Source organism: Opitutus terrae PB90-1 (assembly GCF_000019965.1).
Taxonomy (GTDB): Bacteria; Verrucomicrobiota; Verrucomicrobiia; order Opitutales; family Opitutaceae; genus Opitutus; species Opitutus terrae.
Map to the genome: position 1 here is coordinate 2,793,882 of NC_010571.1, position 16,927 is coordinate 2,810,808.

The window sequence follows — 16,927 nt, forward strand, 5'->3', positions numbered from 1 at the left end:
CATTCTGTTGGCAAACGCGGGAGCCGTTTTGTATGCGTCCGACCGAGCCTCGTTGACGAGAGCAGAAGTGTGATAGCTCTGAGCTGAAGCGGGCCGCAACCTAGTTAACGTGTTTACAACCTCCAAGCGGTACCCGGGAAGGCTGCACCTGGCATCCAGCTCGAATCGGTGAACAGCGACGAAATCTGAATGCGTCCCTGGCGCAGCCTCTCCGCTTGTGAGCCCTGAACCAAGCGCCAAGGCACCGACTGGCGATCTAGCGCCTCCACGAACCAGCCGTGCATCTGGTGGCGAATGTGCTCTCCGTCACGCAGTCCGTCCTGGACGAACGGAATCTCGTCGCCGGTGAGCAGGTAGAGATCACAGCGGACCTGCTGGGCGATCGAGTCGAGTTCGGAGTTCGTTCCGCCGACGTAGCGGCGGTGCCAGAGTGCCGTTGCAAACGCGTTCGTGTCGCAGATCAGCACGCGATTCGCCCGGCGTGCCGCGGCATCCTCCCGGCGTGTCTGCTCGCGAGCGATAACCGGAAACTCGTCCGTTCGCCATGCTTCGCCCGATGCCATCTTGGTGACGGAGTATTCACGTCCGTATTCCTCGACCCACTCGGTTTGAAAGGCCCTTGCCAGATCGCAGGCGAGCGTCGTCGTTCCCGTCGACTCTGCTCCCAGCACGCACACACGCTTGGCGAACCAACCGCGCACCGGTGGCTCTAGATATTCCCAGTTCGCGTACGGGTCGCTGCGCACAGCCGTGCCCGAGATGGGGACGCGCTCACGCCTTTGATCAACGTTGACATGCACGGAACCCATGAATCCGGCGTACCGGTCGCCATAGCTTTCGGAAGTGAACACGGCATCCGGAGCACGGCCGAGCCACTGCATGGTGTTTTCCGCCCAAACCTGTGAGTCGTTCTCGTCGTAGCGATCGTCGATGACCATGACGCGTGCAGTAGGATGGATCTCCTGCAGCCATACACCTCGAAGCTCGGCCGGGATCGGATCGCTGGGCTTGCCACACACGATTACCGTCACCTGTTCTGAGGCGCCGATCGCAGTCTCGATGAGCAGCCTGTGCCCGCGATGGGGAGGTAGGAATTTGCCGATGACGACTCCGGTTCCGAATCTCATGTCTGATCGCAATATTGCTGGAAAGAGCGCCACCAAGCCCGAACCCCAACCAGGCACATGCCGAGGAAGACCGCATAGAGCAGGGCTGTGAGCGCCAGCCCACGACTTAAGTAGAGCGGGACGTAGATCACGTCTGCTGCGATCCAAAACGCCCAATTCTCGAGTCGCTTTCGGGACAGCAGGTATTGAGCGGCAAGGCTGAGCATGGTTGTGAGTGCATCCCAGAAAGGCGCCGCGCCATTTACTTCAATCAGGACGAATCGAAGCGCCCACGTCCCCGCAGGGACAAACAATGCAAGCATCAGCCACTCGCCGCGTGACGTGCGCGTGATCCGCAGTTCAGTCCGGTTGACGCCACCATAGAGCCAGTTGGCCCAACCGTAGACGCCCAGCGCAAAGTATACGGCCTGCAGCCCCATGTCCGCGTAGAGCTGCGTTCGCCAAAAAAGCACTCCGAAAAACACGTTGTTTACCAGCCCCACAGGCCAGTTCCAGACGTGCTGGCGGACCACCAACCAGACGCATACGCCGCCCGTCGCGAAACCCCATCCTTCCGTTGGAGTGATTCCCCCGAAGCCGAGATGCGCCGCGCATACGACCAGCAACGCGCCGAGCAACACGGCCACCCACTCGTTTCGTGACATGCGCACGTGGACCGGATCGGCGGAAATGCTCGCTGCCATTCCCGCTTCAGATTGCGCACGATAGAAACGGAGGCGATACAACAATGCGCGCAGCGAAGCGAACAGGCCCCTTCGGAGCGATCTTGATGCGGCGGCTGGTTCCGGTACACCGCGGCATGCGAATCGTTTTCGCCGCATTGCTGATCGTTGCCGTCAGCGTCCTGGGATTTGGGCTGTATTGGCAGCACCGGCTGTCGCCAGTCATGAAAGCACAGGGAGTTGACCTAATCCCAGCGCCACTGGAGCTCGTCGCAGTGGAATCGGTGCGGTCCGTTGATCTCGGGTTCGCGACATTCGACCTGCCTGCCGGGTTCGTGGGCGAGTTGGTGCGGCACGACGACTCGCTCTTCGTCTCGGTTCTCAGTAATCCCGAAAGCCGACCCGGACTAACGATCTGCCCGCCGCTCTCGAATACCGATCCTGAAGTGAACCGGTTCGTACAGGACTACGCCCGATTCATGGAGGGGTCGACACCGTCCCTTTTCGAAATTCGAAAGCGCGCGCTTTACGCTCAGCCGTTCTCCATTTGGTCAGTCCCTTTTCGCGGGCTGAAGCGCTCCCAAGCGGATACCGTTCTACTCGCGTTGAAGCTGCCCGAAACCGGAGGCGTCACGCGGCTACGAGTCTTCGAAAGTGCTGACATCGGAATCATCATCTCAGATCGACCGGAGTTCAGCGAAGTCCGGCTCGCTGATAAGCGGTCTGGCGTGGAACAGGCGTTCTTGTTGAGCGCGGGTGCTGGAAACGCAGTCGAACTCGCGTCGACGTTGGTCCGGTCGTATCGCTTCACGACGACTGAGCGCGGAGAGGGGGATTTGCTGCCGCTGCTCGCCAAGACAGGGATTCGTCAGCACCTCAGCATCGGAGGAAGCGGCGCACCGATGGATGAGGCATCTCGACTGGAGGCCGTGGCCGCGCAGGTCCGCAAACGGCGCGAAAAACGCGCCGACAGCAAGGAGCGGTGACGGCTCTTCGAGCAGGTCGAGATCGTCTCTATCACCCCAAAATGAAAAATAACACTCTTCCACTTTCTACCCTGGGGTAATGCTCATCGAAGAGTTTCTTAAGCCGTCTCACCGTGCCGGCTGGCACGTCCGCTGGTCCTCCTGCGCGAAAGCTCCGGAAGGCGCCATAACCGGCGGATGGCGCGGTGGGCGGGACTCGAACCCGCGACCGACGGTTTAGAAAACCGTTGCTCTATCCGGCTGAGCTACCACCGCGTTCTGACAGAATTGCTGCTGCGAAGCGGTAGCTTTGGGGTCGCGAACCGACAAGGTCAAAACCATGCTTGACTCGTCTGCGGCGGGTTAGCACGTTCGCCGACTCTCCCACTTCGGGGTGGTAGCTCAGCTGGTTAGAGCGTCTGCCTGTCACGCAGAAGGTCGCGGGTTCGAGTCCCGTCCATCCCGCCAGTTTAGAACCCGCGGCCCAATCGGTTGCGGGTTTTTTGCTGCGCCGGTTCGACCGTTGAATCGTCGGCTTCGGCGGGATGGATGAGTCCCCGCTCACGGGGCCGACGTCGCTAGCACGAGAGCCGTCGGAAATCCGATACCTCGAGGTTCGCGATTTGAGAGCCGAGGGGGCGGTCCGATCCCAACGATGCTGCTGCCCGAAGCCCGACCGCGAGCGAGCGCGCCCGCCCAGCGCGCGGGCCTACAACTTAAGCGCCGGACTACCGCCTTTTAAAAACCCTAGTTACTCGCCGCTTCGTTGTCCTCAGTCGCGGCGCGGCCCGTGTCGTCCTTCAACACCGTCTGGTACGCTTGGTCGAGCGCGGCGGCCATCTGGAGCTCGGCTTGGAACGAAGCCTGTCGGGTTTTGACGCGCAACCGCCAGTCAGCGAGCTCCTCGGGGCCGGCTTTTTCCAGATTCGGTGCCGCGCCCACCAGCATCGAATCGCGGAATACCTGTTGCTGGATCAGCGTGAAGTGCTGCTGCGCGTCGTAGATCGCGGCAAAGACCTGGACCTCGTCGAAGTCCATGTACGCGAGCGCGCCGGTGGCTTGGGCACTGTTCCAACTCGCGGCATTCACGGTGTACAACGAGAAGTTGAGCTCGGACGGGCGCGACTTCGCTGCATCTCGATTTTCCAGGTAGGTGAGGATGGCGCGGGTTTCCTGCTCACCGCGCTCGCGCGACTCGAGCACCTTCTTCAGGGTTCTTTGGTTCGCCGTGATTTCACGCAGGATGTTCTCGCGTGCCTCCCGCGCCAACGTGCGGTGATGCCGCCATTCGACCAGCCCCTCGAGTGAGAGCGCGATCAGAATGCCGACCGTCACGATCAGGATGTGGCGGAGAAACTCGCGCCACGTGTGGATCGGGTGTTCGGGAGCGTGAACTTCCATGGAAGGAGACGATGCGGGTATTGCCTCGGCGCGCGATGTTGACGGCGCAGGGTTCGCTGGCGCATCCGAGCCGCCGGAAGCTTCCGGCGATCGATTTTCCGCATCGGCCATCCGGTGTTTGTCCCTGCCGGTGAGTGGGTTGTCAAGCTGGCCGCCATGACGACCCCGCTGCGCTAAAAACTGGATACGCGGTGCGTCGAGTTTGGCTCGGGCCGCGCGAAGGAAGAGGCGCGACCTCGGAAGGCCAGAGCGGGCGCCGCTGCGTTGGATGGCGCGCGCGTCTGACCGCGGAACTTGCTGCCGCACATCCACACGCGTGCGAGCTGCAGGATGCGCGGCCAGGACCGGGGGCACGAAACGCAACCGGTGCGGACAAGTGGTCAAGATTTGGAGAGAACGCGGCGGTGTACTCGGTTAGGCTGCGCGGGCACGGGCGACGCCGGCGGCCTTCGTCGACGGCGACCGGTGCGCGAACATCCAACCCCGGAAAGTTCGAATCCGATGAGCAACCCCGATCGCACCCCAGAAGCGAAGCCGGCGCCGGCCGGTTCCGCAGCCATGACGCGACGTACCGCGGTCAAGCTGGCGCTGGTTGGGCTCACCGGTGCGGCGGTCGGCGTCGGTTCCATTCCGCTGATTCGCTCGATCCCGGCGACGGCACCGCGTCGTTTCCGGCATTTCAGTGACGACGACGCGGCGTTGCTCATCGAAATCTGCGAACAGATCATCCCGGGCGACGATCTGCCCGGTGCGACGGAAACGGGAGCGATCCATTTCATCGACCGGCAACTCGGCGGCCGGCATCGCAAGCACCAGCCGACGTATCACCGCGGACTGGAGTCGTTCCGCCAAACGTGCACCCAGGTTTATGGCCGCGCGTTTCACGAGCTCGCGCCCGTGCAGAAGATCGAGTTGCTGCAGGCCGTGGAGACCGGGCGCGTCCCAAAGGAACTCTGGCCCGACGTGTCGGCGCCGGCGTTTTTCAACGTCGTGCTCGCGCACACGATGCAGAGTTTTTACGGCAGCCCGCGGCACGGCGGCAATCGCGGCTACGCGAGCTACCGGATGCTCGGGTTGGACCAACCCGTGATCGCCGGGCAAAACCGTTATCCCAAGGCCTGACCATGGCGCTGAAACACGTGAATGCAGTCGTGGTCGGCGCGGGGGCGGGCGGCGGCGTGGTGGCGAAGGAGCTTGCCGAGGCTGGGCTGTCCGTCGTGCTGCTCGAACGCGGCGACTGGGTGAGTTTCGAGGAGCACGGGCAGGACGAACTGATCAGCCAGCGCACGACCGTGCTCGGCAACGCGTATGGACCGGACGATCGGTTTCCGCGGATGAGCGAGGGCGCGCCGGGGCAGTGGAACCGCATACTGCCGCACGAGGGCGGCTACGGCAATAACGCGGCGTGCGTCGGCTCGGGCACGGTGAGCTACGGCGCGATGGCGTGGCGGTTCTCCGAGCAGGATTTCCGGATGCGCTCGACCTACGGCCGGCCGGAAGGTTCGACGCTCGACGACTGGCCGATCAGCTACGCGGACCTCGAGCCGTTCTACGAGAAGGCGGAGTGGGAAATCGGCGTCGCGGGCGACATGAGCGCAAACCCGTTCGCGCCTCCGCGGCAGAAACCTTATCCCATGCCCGCGTTCGGGCAGAACCGCGAAGGCGAGATGCTCTACGCCGCGGCGAAGCGACTCGGCTGGCATCCGTTCCCGATTCCGATGCTGCGCAACTCGGTGCGCTACGGCGGCCGGAACGCGTGTGCGCACAACCGCGCCTGCTGCGGCTTCGCGTGTCCCATCAACGCCAAGAACGGCACGCAGAACACCGTGATCCCGCGGGCGCTCGCCACCGGCCATTGCGAGCTGCGCGTGCGGTGCGTGGCCAGCGAGATCGTGGTGGATGACCACAGCCGGGCTCGCGGGGTGCGCTACTTCGACGCGGAGGATCGGCCACAATATCAGACGGCGGACGTGGTCGTGGTGTCGTGCGCGGCGATCGAGACCGCGCGGCTGCTGCTGAACTCGAAATCGAAGCTGTTCCCGAATGGCGCGGGCAACCGCCACGACTGGGTCGGCCGCAATCTGCAGGACCACGCCTACTCGGGCGCGTGGGGGTTGTTCGAGCAGGAGACCTTCGACGACGTCGGGCCGGGCGCGACCATCGCGATCAACGATTTCAACCATGGCAACGCCGGACTGCGCGGGGGCGGCGCGCTCTGCAACGAGTTCATCCGGCTGCCGTATCTGTTTACCGGAGTCCGCCCGCCCGGTGCGCCGCGGTGGGGCAAGGCGCACAAGGATTGGCAGCGAAACTTCTACCGGCGCTGCGTGGGCATCCACGGACCGGTGCAGGAAATGCCCGTAGCCGAGATGCGCGTGCAGATCGATCCGGCGTTGAAGGATCATTGGGGCATTCCCGTCGCGCGGCTCTCCGGCCAGCGTCATCCGGACGATCTCGAGGTTGGTGCATTTCTGGCCGCGCGTGCGGAAGCCTGGCTGAAGGAAGCCGGCGCGGTGCAGACGTGGAAAGCGGTGGCCGGCCGCGGCTCGCGTCCGGGCCAGCATCAAGCCGGCTCGTGCCGGATGGGCAATGATCCGACCACGTCGGTGACGGATCGCCACGGTCGCGTGCACGACATCGACAACCTCTACCTCGCCGACGGCAGCCTCCACGTGACGAATGGCGGCTACAATCCGGCGCTCACGATCATGGCGCTGGGGTTCTGGGTGGGGCATCACATCGCGCGCGAATGGAAAGGCGGGCGGTTCGCATGACGCCGAAGCGCTGGTTGCGATTGCTGCTCGGGATCGCGCTCTACGGCGGCGTGTTCATCGCCTCGACCGCGTTGGGCGGACTCACGTATTTTCATTTCGGCAATCCGCGCACGACCTGCGCGTCCTGCCATGAGATGACGAACGTCCATTCGGATTGGTCGGCGTCGAGCCACGCCTCGGTGCATTGCCGTTCGTGTCACGGTGGCGCGCTCACGCTCGATGTGCATGCGGTCGAGTCGCACGTGCAGCGCGTGGTCCGGCATTTCGCGAAGGAAGCCGAACCGACGATCCGGCTCAAACCGGATCATGTACTGGCGGTGCACGCGTCGTGTGCGAGCTGTCATCCGCAGGCGTTCGCCGACTGGCAGCCGAGCAAGCACGCGACCACCTATGCGCGGATTTTTCTCGATCCGGCACATAACGCGGTGGAGCCACCGGCCAACGATTGTTTCCGCTGTCACGGGATGTTCTTCCCTGGCGACATCGCGAATCTCGTCGCGCCGGTGAAGGATGAGCGCGGGTGGGCGTTGACGCGGACCGAGACGGGCGTGCAGCCGGCGATCCCGTGCCTGACGTGTCACCAGATTCACGCGCCGGCGGCGACGACGCAGATCGCGAGCTTCTATGATCGGCGCGAGGCCACGCACGTGTCCGCGCAGCTGTTGCCGGTGCCGCATGTCCGTCGCGGCGACACGCCGATCCGTGTCTCGCGCGATCCGCGTCAGCGAATCTGCCAGCAGTGTCATGCGCCGAATGCGGCGCATGCGCTCGGCACGTCCGACGATCGGACGCCGGCGGGAGTGCACGAGGGGTTGAGTTGTCGCGACTGTCATTGGTCGCACACGAACTCGGCCAAGGCTTCGTGCGCGGCGTGCCATCCGGCTGATTCGCACTGCGGACTCGACGTCGAGAAGATGGACACGACATTCCGGTCACCAGAGAGCCGGCACAACATTCACACGGTAAGCTGCGCCGATTGTCACCCGAATGGAGTGCCGCAACGGCGCGTGATCCAGGAGCTGGCGAAAGGGAACTAAGTTGAACCGTAGCCGCCGAGAGGTAGGGCGAGGCGTCCTCGCCGAGCCGCGGCTCACCCGGAAGGTTCGCCCTACTCAGCGAATTCTGTCGGCTACAGGAGAACATAAACGCTCCAGAGCGAAGAGGCGGATGTAGCTGCGACGAGCGCGCAGCGCTGGACTGGGTTCGCTGTAGGGTCGCCGCTTGCCGGCGACCAGGGCCTGCGATGATGCAGCGAGCCAGCGAGCGGCCGGCGGCGGATTCGACAGGCTCACCGCAGGCGGATTCGACAGGCTCACCACATGCGGATTCGACAAGCTCACCGCGGGCGAGGGTCGGCTCTATGCGCTAACGAGATCCCGGCTTTATTTCCCCACGGGCGGGACGCCCGTGCCACGGCTCAGATCCGCATTCAGAAACCGCGTGAGCATCGGCTCCAGCAGCTCGGTGCGATGCATGATCGCCATGTGATCGGTGGCAGGAAGGACCGCCAGTTGCGCGTGAGGGAGGAGCCGCGCCAACTCGAGCGCGTGCTCCGGCCGGATCACGTCCGTGTCACCGACGATCACTAACGCAGGTGCGGTGATGGCGCGCAGCGCGTCGCTCGGAATATCGCGGAAATCGCGCATCCGCTGCGCGGCCTTGTCGTGCATCAAACGGAGGTTTTCCGGCTGAGGTGCGACCTTGCGATAAGCGTCCTGCAGTTCCACGGGCATGTTCTCCAGCCGTGCGTTCTTCATCCATTCCCAGAGCGCGGGATCCGCGCCGTGGCGGAAGGTCAGCGTGGAAACGAGGACCAGTTTGCGCACACATTGCGGGTGCCGGATCGCGACCTGCAGCGCGATGGTCCCGCCATTGCTGAACCCGAGCAGGTCCGCGCGGGCGATGCCCAGGTGGGCGAGCAGGGCGGCGGTGTCATCGGCCGACTGCTCGAACGTGAACGGCCGGTCCGGGACATCCGCGGTATGCCCGTAGCCCTGCTGCTCGAGCGCGATGACGCGTCGCGTGCGTGCGAGCACCGGCAGCAGAGCGCCGAACGAGGTCTCGATCGTGTCGCCGCCGCCGTGGAGCAGCACGAGGGGCGTCGTCGTGGCCTTCGCCGGGCCGTGAATCTCGTAGTAGAGCTGAAGACCGTTGACGGGAGCGTAACCGGTTTCGGCGGCGTGGACGGGAGTCATGGAGAGCATGGCCGCCGTGGCGACGGCGAGGAGGAGGAGCGGTCTCACCAGGAAAACGAAATCTCGGAGCGGAATCGCCGAACGCGAACGGCTGACACGGAAATCGCGGCGGTTCACGACCAGCGGGGCTTGAACAGCGGGGCATACGCGCGGCGATAGGTCCACGCGAGCGCGAGCTCGAGCGCGAAGAACACCAGTGCCGGCACAAGCCCGGAGTGTTCGAGCACCAGATGGAACGCGAGGCTGTTGACGAAGAAGGGTGCGAGGAGCAGCAGCGCGAGCGGGACGAACCGGTTCGCCACCAACAGCAGGCCGGCAATGAGCTGCGTGGCACCGATCAGCGGCATCATGTAGCCGGTCGCGACGAGCGCGAGGGAGAATGCCATGGCGCCGGGGGCCAGCGGTGCTTCCGGCGGCGGGATGAAGTTCAGGAAGCCGTTGAGTCCGAAAATCACCATCGGCAGCCCGAGCAGAATCCGGCCGACGGCGGGCAGATAGCGGGTGAAGGACTTGGTTTCGCGTTCAGCGAGGCTGGAGGCATCTAAGGTGGCGGAGGACATGGAGGGAGGTGGTTGAGGATCAGCGTGTGTGAACCGTTCGGCACCTGCCGTGGTTCACCTGTCACAACGAGCGACGTGCCCGATTCCGGACAGCCGCGCCAAAGCTCCGCCGGACCGCGCCCGAGGGTTGCGCATCCGTTCGTTTTCCCAAACGTCCATGTCTGTGATGACCCGCATTTCCCCGTTCCTGTTCTGCGCCCTCTCGTTGCTCGCGCTCGCCACCACCGCCCGCGCCCAATTCCGCGATGATTTCGGCGGCGGGAAAATCGAAGGCTGGTTCACCATGGCGGGCGACGGCGAGGCGAAGGTCGCGCTCGTCCCGCACGACGGCTTCGCACGGATGGAAGTCGACGCGACCGCGGACCGCTACGGCGCGTGGTGGACGCTGATCAAGCGCGACATCACCGCTTCACTCGATCTCGAGAAGCTCAAAGACCCGGCTTACGAACTGCGCGTCGAGGCGCGCGTCCGGTCCAGTCACGCGCCGCGGCGGGTGAACTTCATGATCAACACCCAACGGACGACGAACTTTCACGAGCACCTCCGCGAATACGACATCGCCGACACCACGGAGTGGCACACGATCAGCATGACCACGCGGAACTTTGACGCGGTGCCGGGCGACACGGTGTTCGTGCAGTTCTGCGTCACCGACTGGGGCCTGGAAAAATATCACGTCGACATCGACTACTATCGCGCCGACGTGGTGCGCCGCGACGAGGCGGGTCCGGATCTGGGCGAACCGCTGGTGTACCATCCGCCGGTGCCGGAGCTGAGCACGTTTGCGCAGCACCTCGCGGTGACGCACGACAGCATGATCAACCCGGAATTTCCGGAGGTGAATTTCAACGACTGGCACGTGGCGACGGTGGACGGTGCCGCGCGGGTGCTCACTGTCGACGGTGCGGAATGGGCGGTGTTGCGCTGGGACTTCGGCGCGCTCCGCGGCCAGAAGGCGGACGGCGCCGGCGTGCTGGAGCTGACGACGTGCTCGCTGGCGCTGGGCGGAGGCTACATCGCGGCGTGGGGGCAGGATTTCGGCGAGGAGTTCGGCAAGCTGCACGTGATCGAAATTCTCGGCGGCGATCCCGCGTGGGATCAGGGCACCGTGAGCTACAAGAACCTGATGCAGGGCGGCAGTTACGCGGACGTGTTCAACCCGCAGATGACGGTCGACCTCGAGCTGGCCGAACAGCCGGGTGGGGTGGCGCATTTCACGCTGCCGCGACCGGTGATGCAGCGGCTGCTTGATGGCACGACGAAGGGTTTGCTGCTGCGGCCGCTCGGCGCACTGTCGGCGACGATCTTCGCGTCGGAGGACGCTTCCGGTCGCGGCCCCAAACTGCATTTCAGCACGAAGCGCGAGTAGGGTCTTCGAAACCCGGCTCTCGGTTATTGGTTCGTCAGGGCGGGACGATCAGCGACGTGACGTCCAGCCCATCCTTTTCAAACCGCGCTTGGTTCGTCATCGCCGGCAGGGTCCAGCCGTGCGAGGTGGTCCCGTCCGTGAAGGCACACGGCACCAGCTCTGAGACGCGCACCGCAGCGCCGTTGATCTGGGCGAGGCTGCCGCCGGCAACGCGCAAATCGGGCGTTGACGCCAGAGACAGGTGCGGCGTGGCGGCGTCGATGGCGCTGATGTCGCCGAGATACACGGGCCCGGTGAATTGAACCCCGGGAGCAAACAGGCCGGTGACTCCGCGGGTGGCGAAACACCATGCGTTGGCGGCACGAAGACTGCCGAACCGGCCGTTGCGGCTGTGGATCGCGATCGCGGCGATGTCGGCGACACCGTCATAGTCCACGTCGTAGCGGAAGAGCGACGGGTTGACCGCGGTGACCCGCCCGACGGTGAAGATGGAAAGGTGAGACGTTTCATCGGCGCCAGTCACGATGATGTTGGCGTGGCCTCTCACGTAGTTGACGCCAGGCTGGACGTAGTTGACGGCGGGTGCCGGCTCGGACGGATAGTCCATCACCACCGATAACGTGCCGGCGCCGCTGTATTCCACTTGGACGATGTCGCCAGAGAGATCCACGAAGGAGATTCGCAGAATCTGATCTGGATCCGCGCAAACGCTCGCCGCGCCACCGGTCAGCAGCACTTGGTCGTAGGTGTTGCCGTTCGGGTGGACGATGTTCGGTCCGACTTCGCTCGCGGTGCCTGTTGCCTTGGCGCGCGGGGTGGGCCCGAGGATGAAGGGCACCGACTCGGCGGAGCCGTCGGCAATCGCGACTCGGGCCGTGTAGATTCCGGCGTCGCGCGGTTGGAAATCGGCAAGCGTCAACTCGGGCGCCGTCGCGCCCCCGATCGGTGCCCCGTTTTTCAGCCAGGTGTAGGTCGCGGCGCCGGTGTTCGCCGCGGTCACGACGCGCAGCGTCGCAGACTGGCCGAGCCCGACGGCTTGTGACGCCGGCTGATCGGCGAGCGCAACGGGCCGCGCCGGAGTGGCCAAGGTCGCCAGATCGAGGTCGAAAAAGAGAAACGTGGGCACGGACTCCGGCCGCGAAGCGACGACCAGTAACTGGTTCGTGCCGTGAGCGAAGAGCCGCGCGACCTTGCCCGGGACCGTGACTGAACGCTCGAGCGTGCCCGTCGCGTCGTTCCAGCGCTGAACCTGCACGCCGGTTGCCAGTGCGCGGGCGGTAAAGAGCCGTCCATCCACCCACACCGCGTCGTCGATCCGGTTGCCGAGTTCACGTCCGTTGATGAGCGCGAGCGTGTCTGCGTCGTAGAATCGGCCGGTGCCGATCAACACCGCCGCGCCGTCTGGAGTCAGCCGGATGGGATACCGGGGCGTCAGTTGCTCGTCGCCATGATAGGGCGAATCCTTCTGCGCCGCGATCGCGCCGGTGGTGGAAATCGCGGTATAGCCGAGGTCGTTCGGGGAAACCCAGTCGCGGAAGTGATAGAGCCGGCGATTCACGGGGTTCCACTCGTAGTGGCGGCTCGGGTTTCCGAAACGCTCGGCCCAAGCCAAGCGGCCGTCCGGAGCCACGATGAAACACCAGCGGACGCTGCTGCTCCGATGGCTGTCCCACAAGAGCACGAACTCACCAGCGGTGGTGAGCGCGTCGATCGCTTCGACGGAGGTGAAGAAGGGCTCTTCCTGTGGCGTGGCTGCGTCGAGCTTGATTTGAGTCACGCGTGCATCGCCGTAGGCGACGTAGACGCGATGCGTGGCCGGCGAATATGCCACATGATTCGGCCAGCCCTGCAGCGGGAGGCTCGTCAGGAAAAGGCGCTCGGTCGTAGACCACCGGAAGAGCTGCCGGTGCAGTTTGCTGAGCAGGTGGATCACGCCGTTTTTGTCACGAAACACGTCGTCCGGCGTGAAATTCAGCGTTTGCGGGTCCAGCGCGGCGGCGGACGCCGGAGGCTGCGCGAGCGAGAGTGGCACTCGGAGTCGACTGATGGAGCCATCGGCGCCGGTGGTGCCGAAGATCACGGCTTCGTCGCCGCGTACGAACAGCCGGCCGCCGGCGAAGCCAGAGGCATACCGGCGCTGTTCGACGTAACTCCGATAAATATGCACGGTGCTCCCGCGCAACACGACGGGATCGCCGCTTTCGGTGAAGGAGATGTCGTCGAAGCCACCGCCCAGCGATCCGGCGAAACGAAGGTCGGAGCTCTGGTAGACAATGCCGGAATTATCGACGAAATGCTCGTGATCGGGATATACCGTGAAGCGGTTGCCGGCGGGAAAATCGATATAGTACGGTCCCCGTTCCGGCCCGCGCAGTGAGCCGTCCGAACGGATGTCCAGATAAAGGAAGCTCGAAGGTTCACTGGAGCTGCGCGTGAGGATACGGTTTTGCTCCGGCAGCGCCACGACTTCGCTCCAGCGATCCCAGACCCACGTCTGCGCGACGGTTTTCACGCCGTCGCTCAGTCGCACCAGCGTCAGCCGGGAATCGTCATCGGGCAGCGCTTCGTAGGCAACGAGCGCGTCGTTGAGTTTGTCCAATCCGACCACGTCCGAAGCGAATTCGGTGCTGAACGCGGCCGCGCCGGTGCCGTCGAGATGGAGTCGGTCCAGCGTCTTGCCGCGCGAGACGTAGAGTGCGTCGGCTGTGACGAGCATCGCGTGGGGTTCAGAGGCCAATGGCAGCGCCGGCAGCCAGGTGTCCGTGGCGAGATCAAAGCGTTCGATCCGACCTGGGTTGTTGCGCAGAAAATACACCACGTCGCCCTGACGCTGCACCTGCGCCCACTGCGAGGCGGAAGCTGGCGCGAGAACGGTGATCCGGGCGACCTGGCTGGGTGTCGAACCGGTGCGGTTGGTGGTGACGAGAAAATAGTCGCCGGCGTCGGCGGGCGTGAGATCACGCCAGTGCAGCGAGAGGGTTCGCGCCCGGGCGATCGGCTGTCCATCCTTGAACCACTGGTAGGTGATGTCGGGTTCGGCGCGCCACAGGTCCCATCCGAGGCTGGCCGACCGACCGAGCGGCACCGAGATGCTCTTGAGATCCCGCATTCCCGGTGCGAGCGGTGGGAGCACGGTCACTGTCGCCGACTGACTGCTCACAATGCCGGCGCCGTTGCGGACTTCCAGACGATAGGTGCCGGCCTCATCGGCGGAAACTGTTTGTAGCGACAATTCCGGATAGGTGCCGTAAAGAACGGGGACGTCGTTGCAATACCACTGGTAGGTCAACGGCGGGCTGCCCGACGCCGCGGCGGCGAACCGCGCCCACTCGCCCTCGGGAACCTCGACGCTCGCTGGCTGCAGCGTGAACGACGGCAGGACGGCCGGCTTGATCGTGACGACGGCGGCCGAGCTCGTCGCTTCGCCGTACGTGTTCTTCACGACAACCGTATAACTCCCGGCGTCGGACAACCTCGCTGCGCTCACCTGGACCCAATGCTCCGGGTGATTGCTCAGCGGCACTCCGTCTTTGAACCATTGGTAGGTCAACGGAGCCGGACCACTGGCCGTCACCGTGAGCATAAATCCCTCGCCCGCGAAAACGGTCTGACTCTGGGGCTGCATCTGGATCGTCACGGGTGAAGCCGGCGTCACCTGCAGCGTCGCCTGCCGCGACGTGGCGGTGCCGGCGGGATTGGACACGGTGGCGTGGTATCGCCCCGCATCGCTTAGCTGCGCAACGTCGATCTGAAACGTGTCCGCCGTCGCGCCCGGGATTGGAGTGTCGTCCTTGAACCACTCATAGCGGAGCGGAGGCGATCCGCTGCGCAGTCGCACTCGGAAAGAAACGGTCGAGTACTGTGCCGCAGTGGTATCGGCGGGGCCGACCGCCGAAATCACGATCGCGATGGCGGGCATTACGCTCAAGCTCGCCGTCGGGCTGGTCACAGACCCGAGCGCGTTGGTGACCACCACCGAGTAGGATCCGGCGTCCGCGAGCGCCACCGCGCCGATCCGCAGACTCTCGGCTGTCGCGCCCGGAAGGTCCTGTCCGTCTTTGCGCCATTGGTACGTGACGGGGCGGCTGCCCGTGGCGCTGCAGATGAACTCGACTGCTTCGCCGACGTAGCGATCCGCGGGAACTCCCAACATCGTGATTACCGGCGGCGCCGGCGGTTTCACGCTCAGCTGCAGTTCCGGCGTGCCAGAGCCTTCCGTCGTGGTGATCACGACGCTGTACTTCCCGGCATCAGCGACCGTCGCCGCGGAGATTGAGTAAGTCGACGTCGTCGCGCTGGCAATGGGCACGGAGTTCTTGCGCCACTGATAGCTCACACCGGTGTCGGGGGGTGTTGGCGTGAGGGTGAAGATCACCTCTTCGCCACTCTCGACGGACCAGGGCCCGCTGATGGAGTACGGCAAAACCGGCGGTGGTGGCGGCGGCGGAGTTGGTGGCACATCCGGGGCTACTAGGGACATTGTCTTCGTCCACGCACCGGTGGACATAGGTGCCGCGGCGGCAATAAATCCAAAACCGAGGCCGAGGGCGAAACGCATCACGGCGGACAGCGGTCGTTTCGGATCAAAACAGAAGCGATGGAAGCCTGGCACGCGAGTGACCGAAGCATGGTGGCGTCGCGCTCGCCACGCCAGCGAATCTTGAAATGCGATTGCAGTTCAATCTTCCGAGCCAAATACGAACGATACTTTGAGGGCGTAGCTCGAGGGCTCAGCGCCGGGTAGAAAAGCCCAACTGGGAGCCGATCGGCGCGATGAACGCTTGGGGCTCGCGCGCGACGAGCACAGCGGGTGGACTCGGCGTGATGAAGCCCCGGCTGATTTTCGTCTCGTTGGTCACGATGCTGGCGATTGCCGGGTGTGATCGGAACGAGTCTCAGCCCCCGCCGGCGGTGGACGATCTCGCGCTCGAACGTCGCGTGCAGGCGTTTGGGCAGACCGCCACGGCGGCGGATATCGCCTGGCGCTCGAGCGGCCTGGGGATCCGCATCATCACGCCAGGCGAGGGGAGCGCTCCGAAGATGACGGACGTGGTACGCGTGCACTACACCGGCCGGTTGAAGGACGGCACGGTGTTCGACGACTCGCGTGCGCGAGGAAAACCGCAGGATTTCGTGGTGAACCGGCTGATCACCGGTTGGGCCGCCGCAATGTCGTCGCTCCAACCCGGCGGTCGCGCGGAGATTTTCATTCCGCCGAAGCTCGGCTACGGCGGTATGAAAGTGGCGGGGGTGCCACCGAACTCCGGACTGATCTTCGATGTCGAGTTGCTCGCGGTGAACCCGTAGCGCGCAGCACTCTGATCGCGAGGCGCCGACCTGACCGAAACCGGCCGCGGATTCGCGCTGGGATCGGGAGCGGGGCGACTGGCGCGGCGGCACGTCGGGAGCGAAACCCGCGCCGCCGGCTACGCCGCCGCGTAGAGCCGCTGCACCGATTCGCGGCTGAGCACGATGATCGTGAAGATCCCGAGTACCGTGCCGAATGGCATGAACGCGCACAGGATCGCGCCCATCACGAAACTGAACATCCGGTGCTGTCGACGGGCGAGGAACCGTCCGGAGAGGAAAGTGCAAAGGGCGGCAGCCCAGCCGATCAGCACCAGCGTTCCGCCGATGGCGATGAAGAGATAGCCGAAACCGGGCGGCGGCGGCGTGCCTTTCGCGGCCTCACCCATGAAACCGGAGCTCGTCACCATCATGACGCCGATCGCCACGTGAATGAGCGGAAAGCAGGCAAACACCGCACCGATACCTGCGACCACGTAGTGGAAAACCGCGAGCAGCCGGAGGTGTTCTTCGTCCTTGCTGCGCGTGGGGAGGGGCATGTTGGGAGAATCCATGGGGATGCGCGCG

General features: G+C 64.6%; 13 protein-coding genes and 2 tRNA genes. 7 read left to right on the top strand and 8 right to left on the bottom strand.

Annotation, left to right across the window (positions count from 1 at the left end):
• Window positions 1-113: 113 nt before the first annotated feature.
• Entirely contained in the window at window positions 114-1,127 is a 1,014-nt protein-coding gene (locus OTER_RS11005; RefSeq protein ID WP_012374994.1) for an AAA family ATPase, read from the bottom strand.
• Complete coding sequence (pnuC, locus tag OTER_RS11010) at window positions 1,124-1,810, bottom strand: nicotinamide riboside transporter PnuC (protein ID WP_012374995.1); 687 nt, start codon at window positions 1,808-1,810, stop codon at window positions 1,124-1,126. The genes OTER_RS11005 and pnuC overlap by 4 nt, the downstream gene beginning before the upstream one ends.
• Window positions 1,811-1,854: 44 nt before the next feature.
• Between pnuC and OTER_RS11015 the strand changes: the two genes are divergently transcribed.
• Window positions 1,855-2,775: a hypothetical protein gene (locus OTER_RS11015; RefSeq protein WP_012374996.1), complete on the top strand. Its 921-nt coding sequence runs from the start codon at window positions 1,855-1,857 to the stop codon at window positions 2,773-2,775.
• A 178-nt stretch (window positions 2,776-2,953) separates the two neighbouring features.
• On the opposite strand, the gene OTER_RS11020 is transcribed toward OTER_RS11015, so the two are convergent.
• A tRNA-Arg gene (locus OTER_RS11020) sits at window positions 2,954-3,030 on the bottom strand.
• Window positions 3,031-3,145: 115 nt separating this feature from the next.
• On the opposite strand from OTER_RS11020, the gene OTER_RS11025 reads away from it, so the two are divergent.
• Window positions 3,146-3,222, top strand: a tRNA-Asp gene (locus OTER_RS11025).
• Window positions 3,223-3,501: 279 nt separating this feature from the next.
• Here OTER_RS11025 and OTER_RS26185 read toward each other — a convergent pair.
• Window positions 3,502-4,518: a hypothetical protein gene (locus tag OTER_RS26185; protein WP_237702478.1), complete on the bottom strand. Its 1,017-nt coding sequence runs from the start codon at window positions 4,516-4,518 to the stop codon at window positions 3,502-3,504.
• Window positions 4,519-4,713: 195 nt separating this feature from the next.
• Here OTER_RS26185 and OTER_RS11035 point away from each other — a divergent pair, with 195 nt between their 5' ends.
• Genes OTER_RS11035 through OTER_RS11045 form a run of 3 tightly spaced genes read left to right on the top strand, consistent with a single transcriptional unit; the run spans window position 4,714 to window position 7,966 of the window.
• Window positions 4,714-5,277 (top strand): gluconate 2-dehydrogenase subunit 3 family protein, encoded by a 564-nt coding sequence (locus OTER_RS11035; RefSeq protein WP_012374998.1) that lies wholly within the window; start codon window positions 4,714-4,716, stop codon window positions 5,275-5,277.
• A 2-nt stretch (window positions 5,278-5,279) separates the two neighbouring features.
• Window positions 5,280-6,929 carry a GMC family oxidoreductase gene (locus OTER_RS11040; RefSeq protein WP_012374999.1) on the top strand — a complete coding sequence of 550 codons (1,650 nt, stop codon included), beginning with the start codon at window positions 5,280-5,282 and terminating at the stop codon, window positions 6,927-6,929.
• On the top strand, window positions 6,926-7,966 hold the full coding sequence (locus tag OTER_RS11045) for a cytochrome c3 family protein (RefSeq protein WP_012375000.1): 1,041 nt from the start codon (window positions 6,926-6,928) through the stop codon (window positions 7,964-7,966). The genes OTER_RS11040 and OTER_RS11045 overlap by 4 nt, the downstream gene beginning before the upstream one ends.
• Window positions 7,967-8,311: 345 nt before the next feature.
• Here OTER_RS11045 and OTER_RS11050 read toward each other — a convergent pair whose 3' ends face one another.
• Window positions 8,312-9,172, bottom strand: coding sequence for an alpha/beta fold hydrolase (locus OTER_RS11050; RefSeq protein WP_202796031.1), 861 nt, complete (start codon window positions 9,170-9,172; stop codon window positions 8,312-8,314).
• A 65-nt stretch (window positions 9,173-9,237) separates the two neighbouring features.
• Entirely contained in the window at window positions 9,238-9,684 is a 447-nt protein-coding gene (locus OTER_RS11055) for a hypothetical protein (protein ID WP_012375002.1), read from the bottom strand.
• Between the two features lie 166 nt (window positions 9,685-9,850).
• Between OTER_RS11055 and OTER_RS11060 the strand changes: the two genes are divergently transcribed.
• Window positions 9,851-11,053 carry a hypothetical protein gene (locus OTER_RS11060; protein ID WP_202796032.1) on the top strand — a complete coding sequence of 401 codons (1,203 nt, stop codon included), beginning with the start codon at window positions 9,851-9,853 and terminating at the stop codon, window positions 11,051-11,053.
• A gap of 34 nt (window positions 11,054-11,087) precedes the next feature.
• On the opposite strand, the gene OTER_RS11065 is transcribed toward OTER_RS11060, so the two are convergent.
• The gene (locus tag OTER_RS11065) at window positions 11,088-15,476 is read right to left on the bottom strand and encodes an immunoglobulin domain-containing protein (RefSeq protein WP_044891711.1); all 4,389 of its coding nucleotides are present in this window, start codon (window positions 15,474-15,476) and stop codon (window positions 11,088-11,090) included.
• A 350-nt stretch (window positions 15,477-15,826) separates the two neighbouring features.
• Here OTER_RS11065 and OTER_RS24105 point away from each other — a divergent pair, with 350 nt between their 5' ends.
• The gene (locus OTER_RS24105) at window positions 15,827-16,360 is read left to right on the top strand and encodes an FKBP-type peptidyl-prolyl cis-trans isomerase (protein ID WP_012375005.1); all 534 of its coding nucleotides are present in this window, start codon (window positions 15,827-15,829) and stop codon (window positions 16,358-16,360) included.
• 119 nt (window positions 16,361-16,479) lie between these two features.
• Here the strand turns inward: OTER_RS24105 and OTER_RS11075 are convergent, their stop codons facing one another.
• Window positions 16,480-16,899, bottom strand: coding sequence for a hypothetical protein (locus OTER_RS11075; protein ID WP_044891712.1), 420 nt, complete (start codon window positions 16,897-16,899; stop codon window positions 16,480-16,482).
• Window positions 16,900-16,927 lie beyond the last annotated feature (28 nt).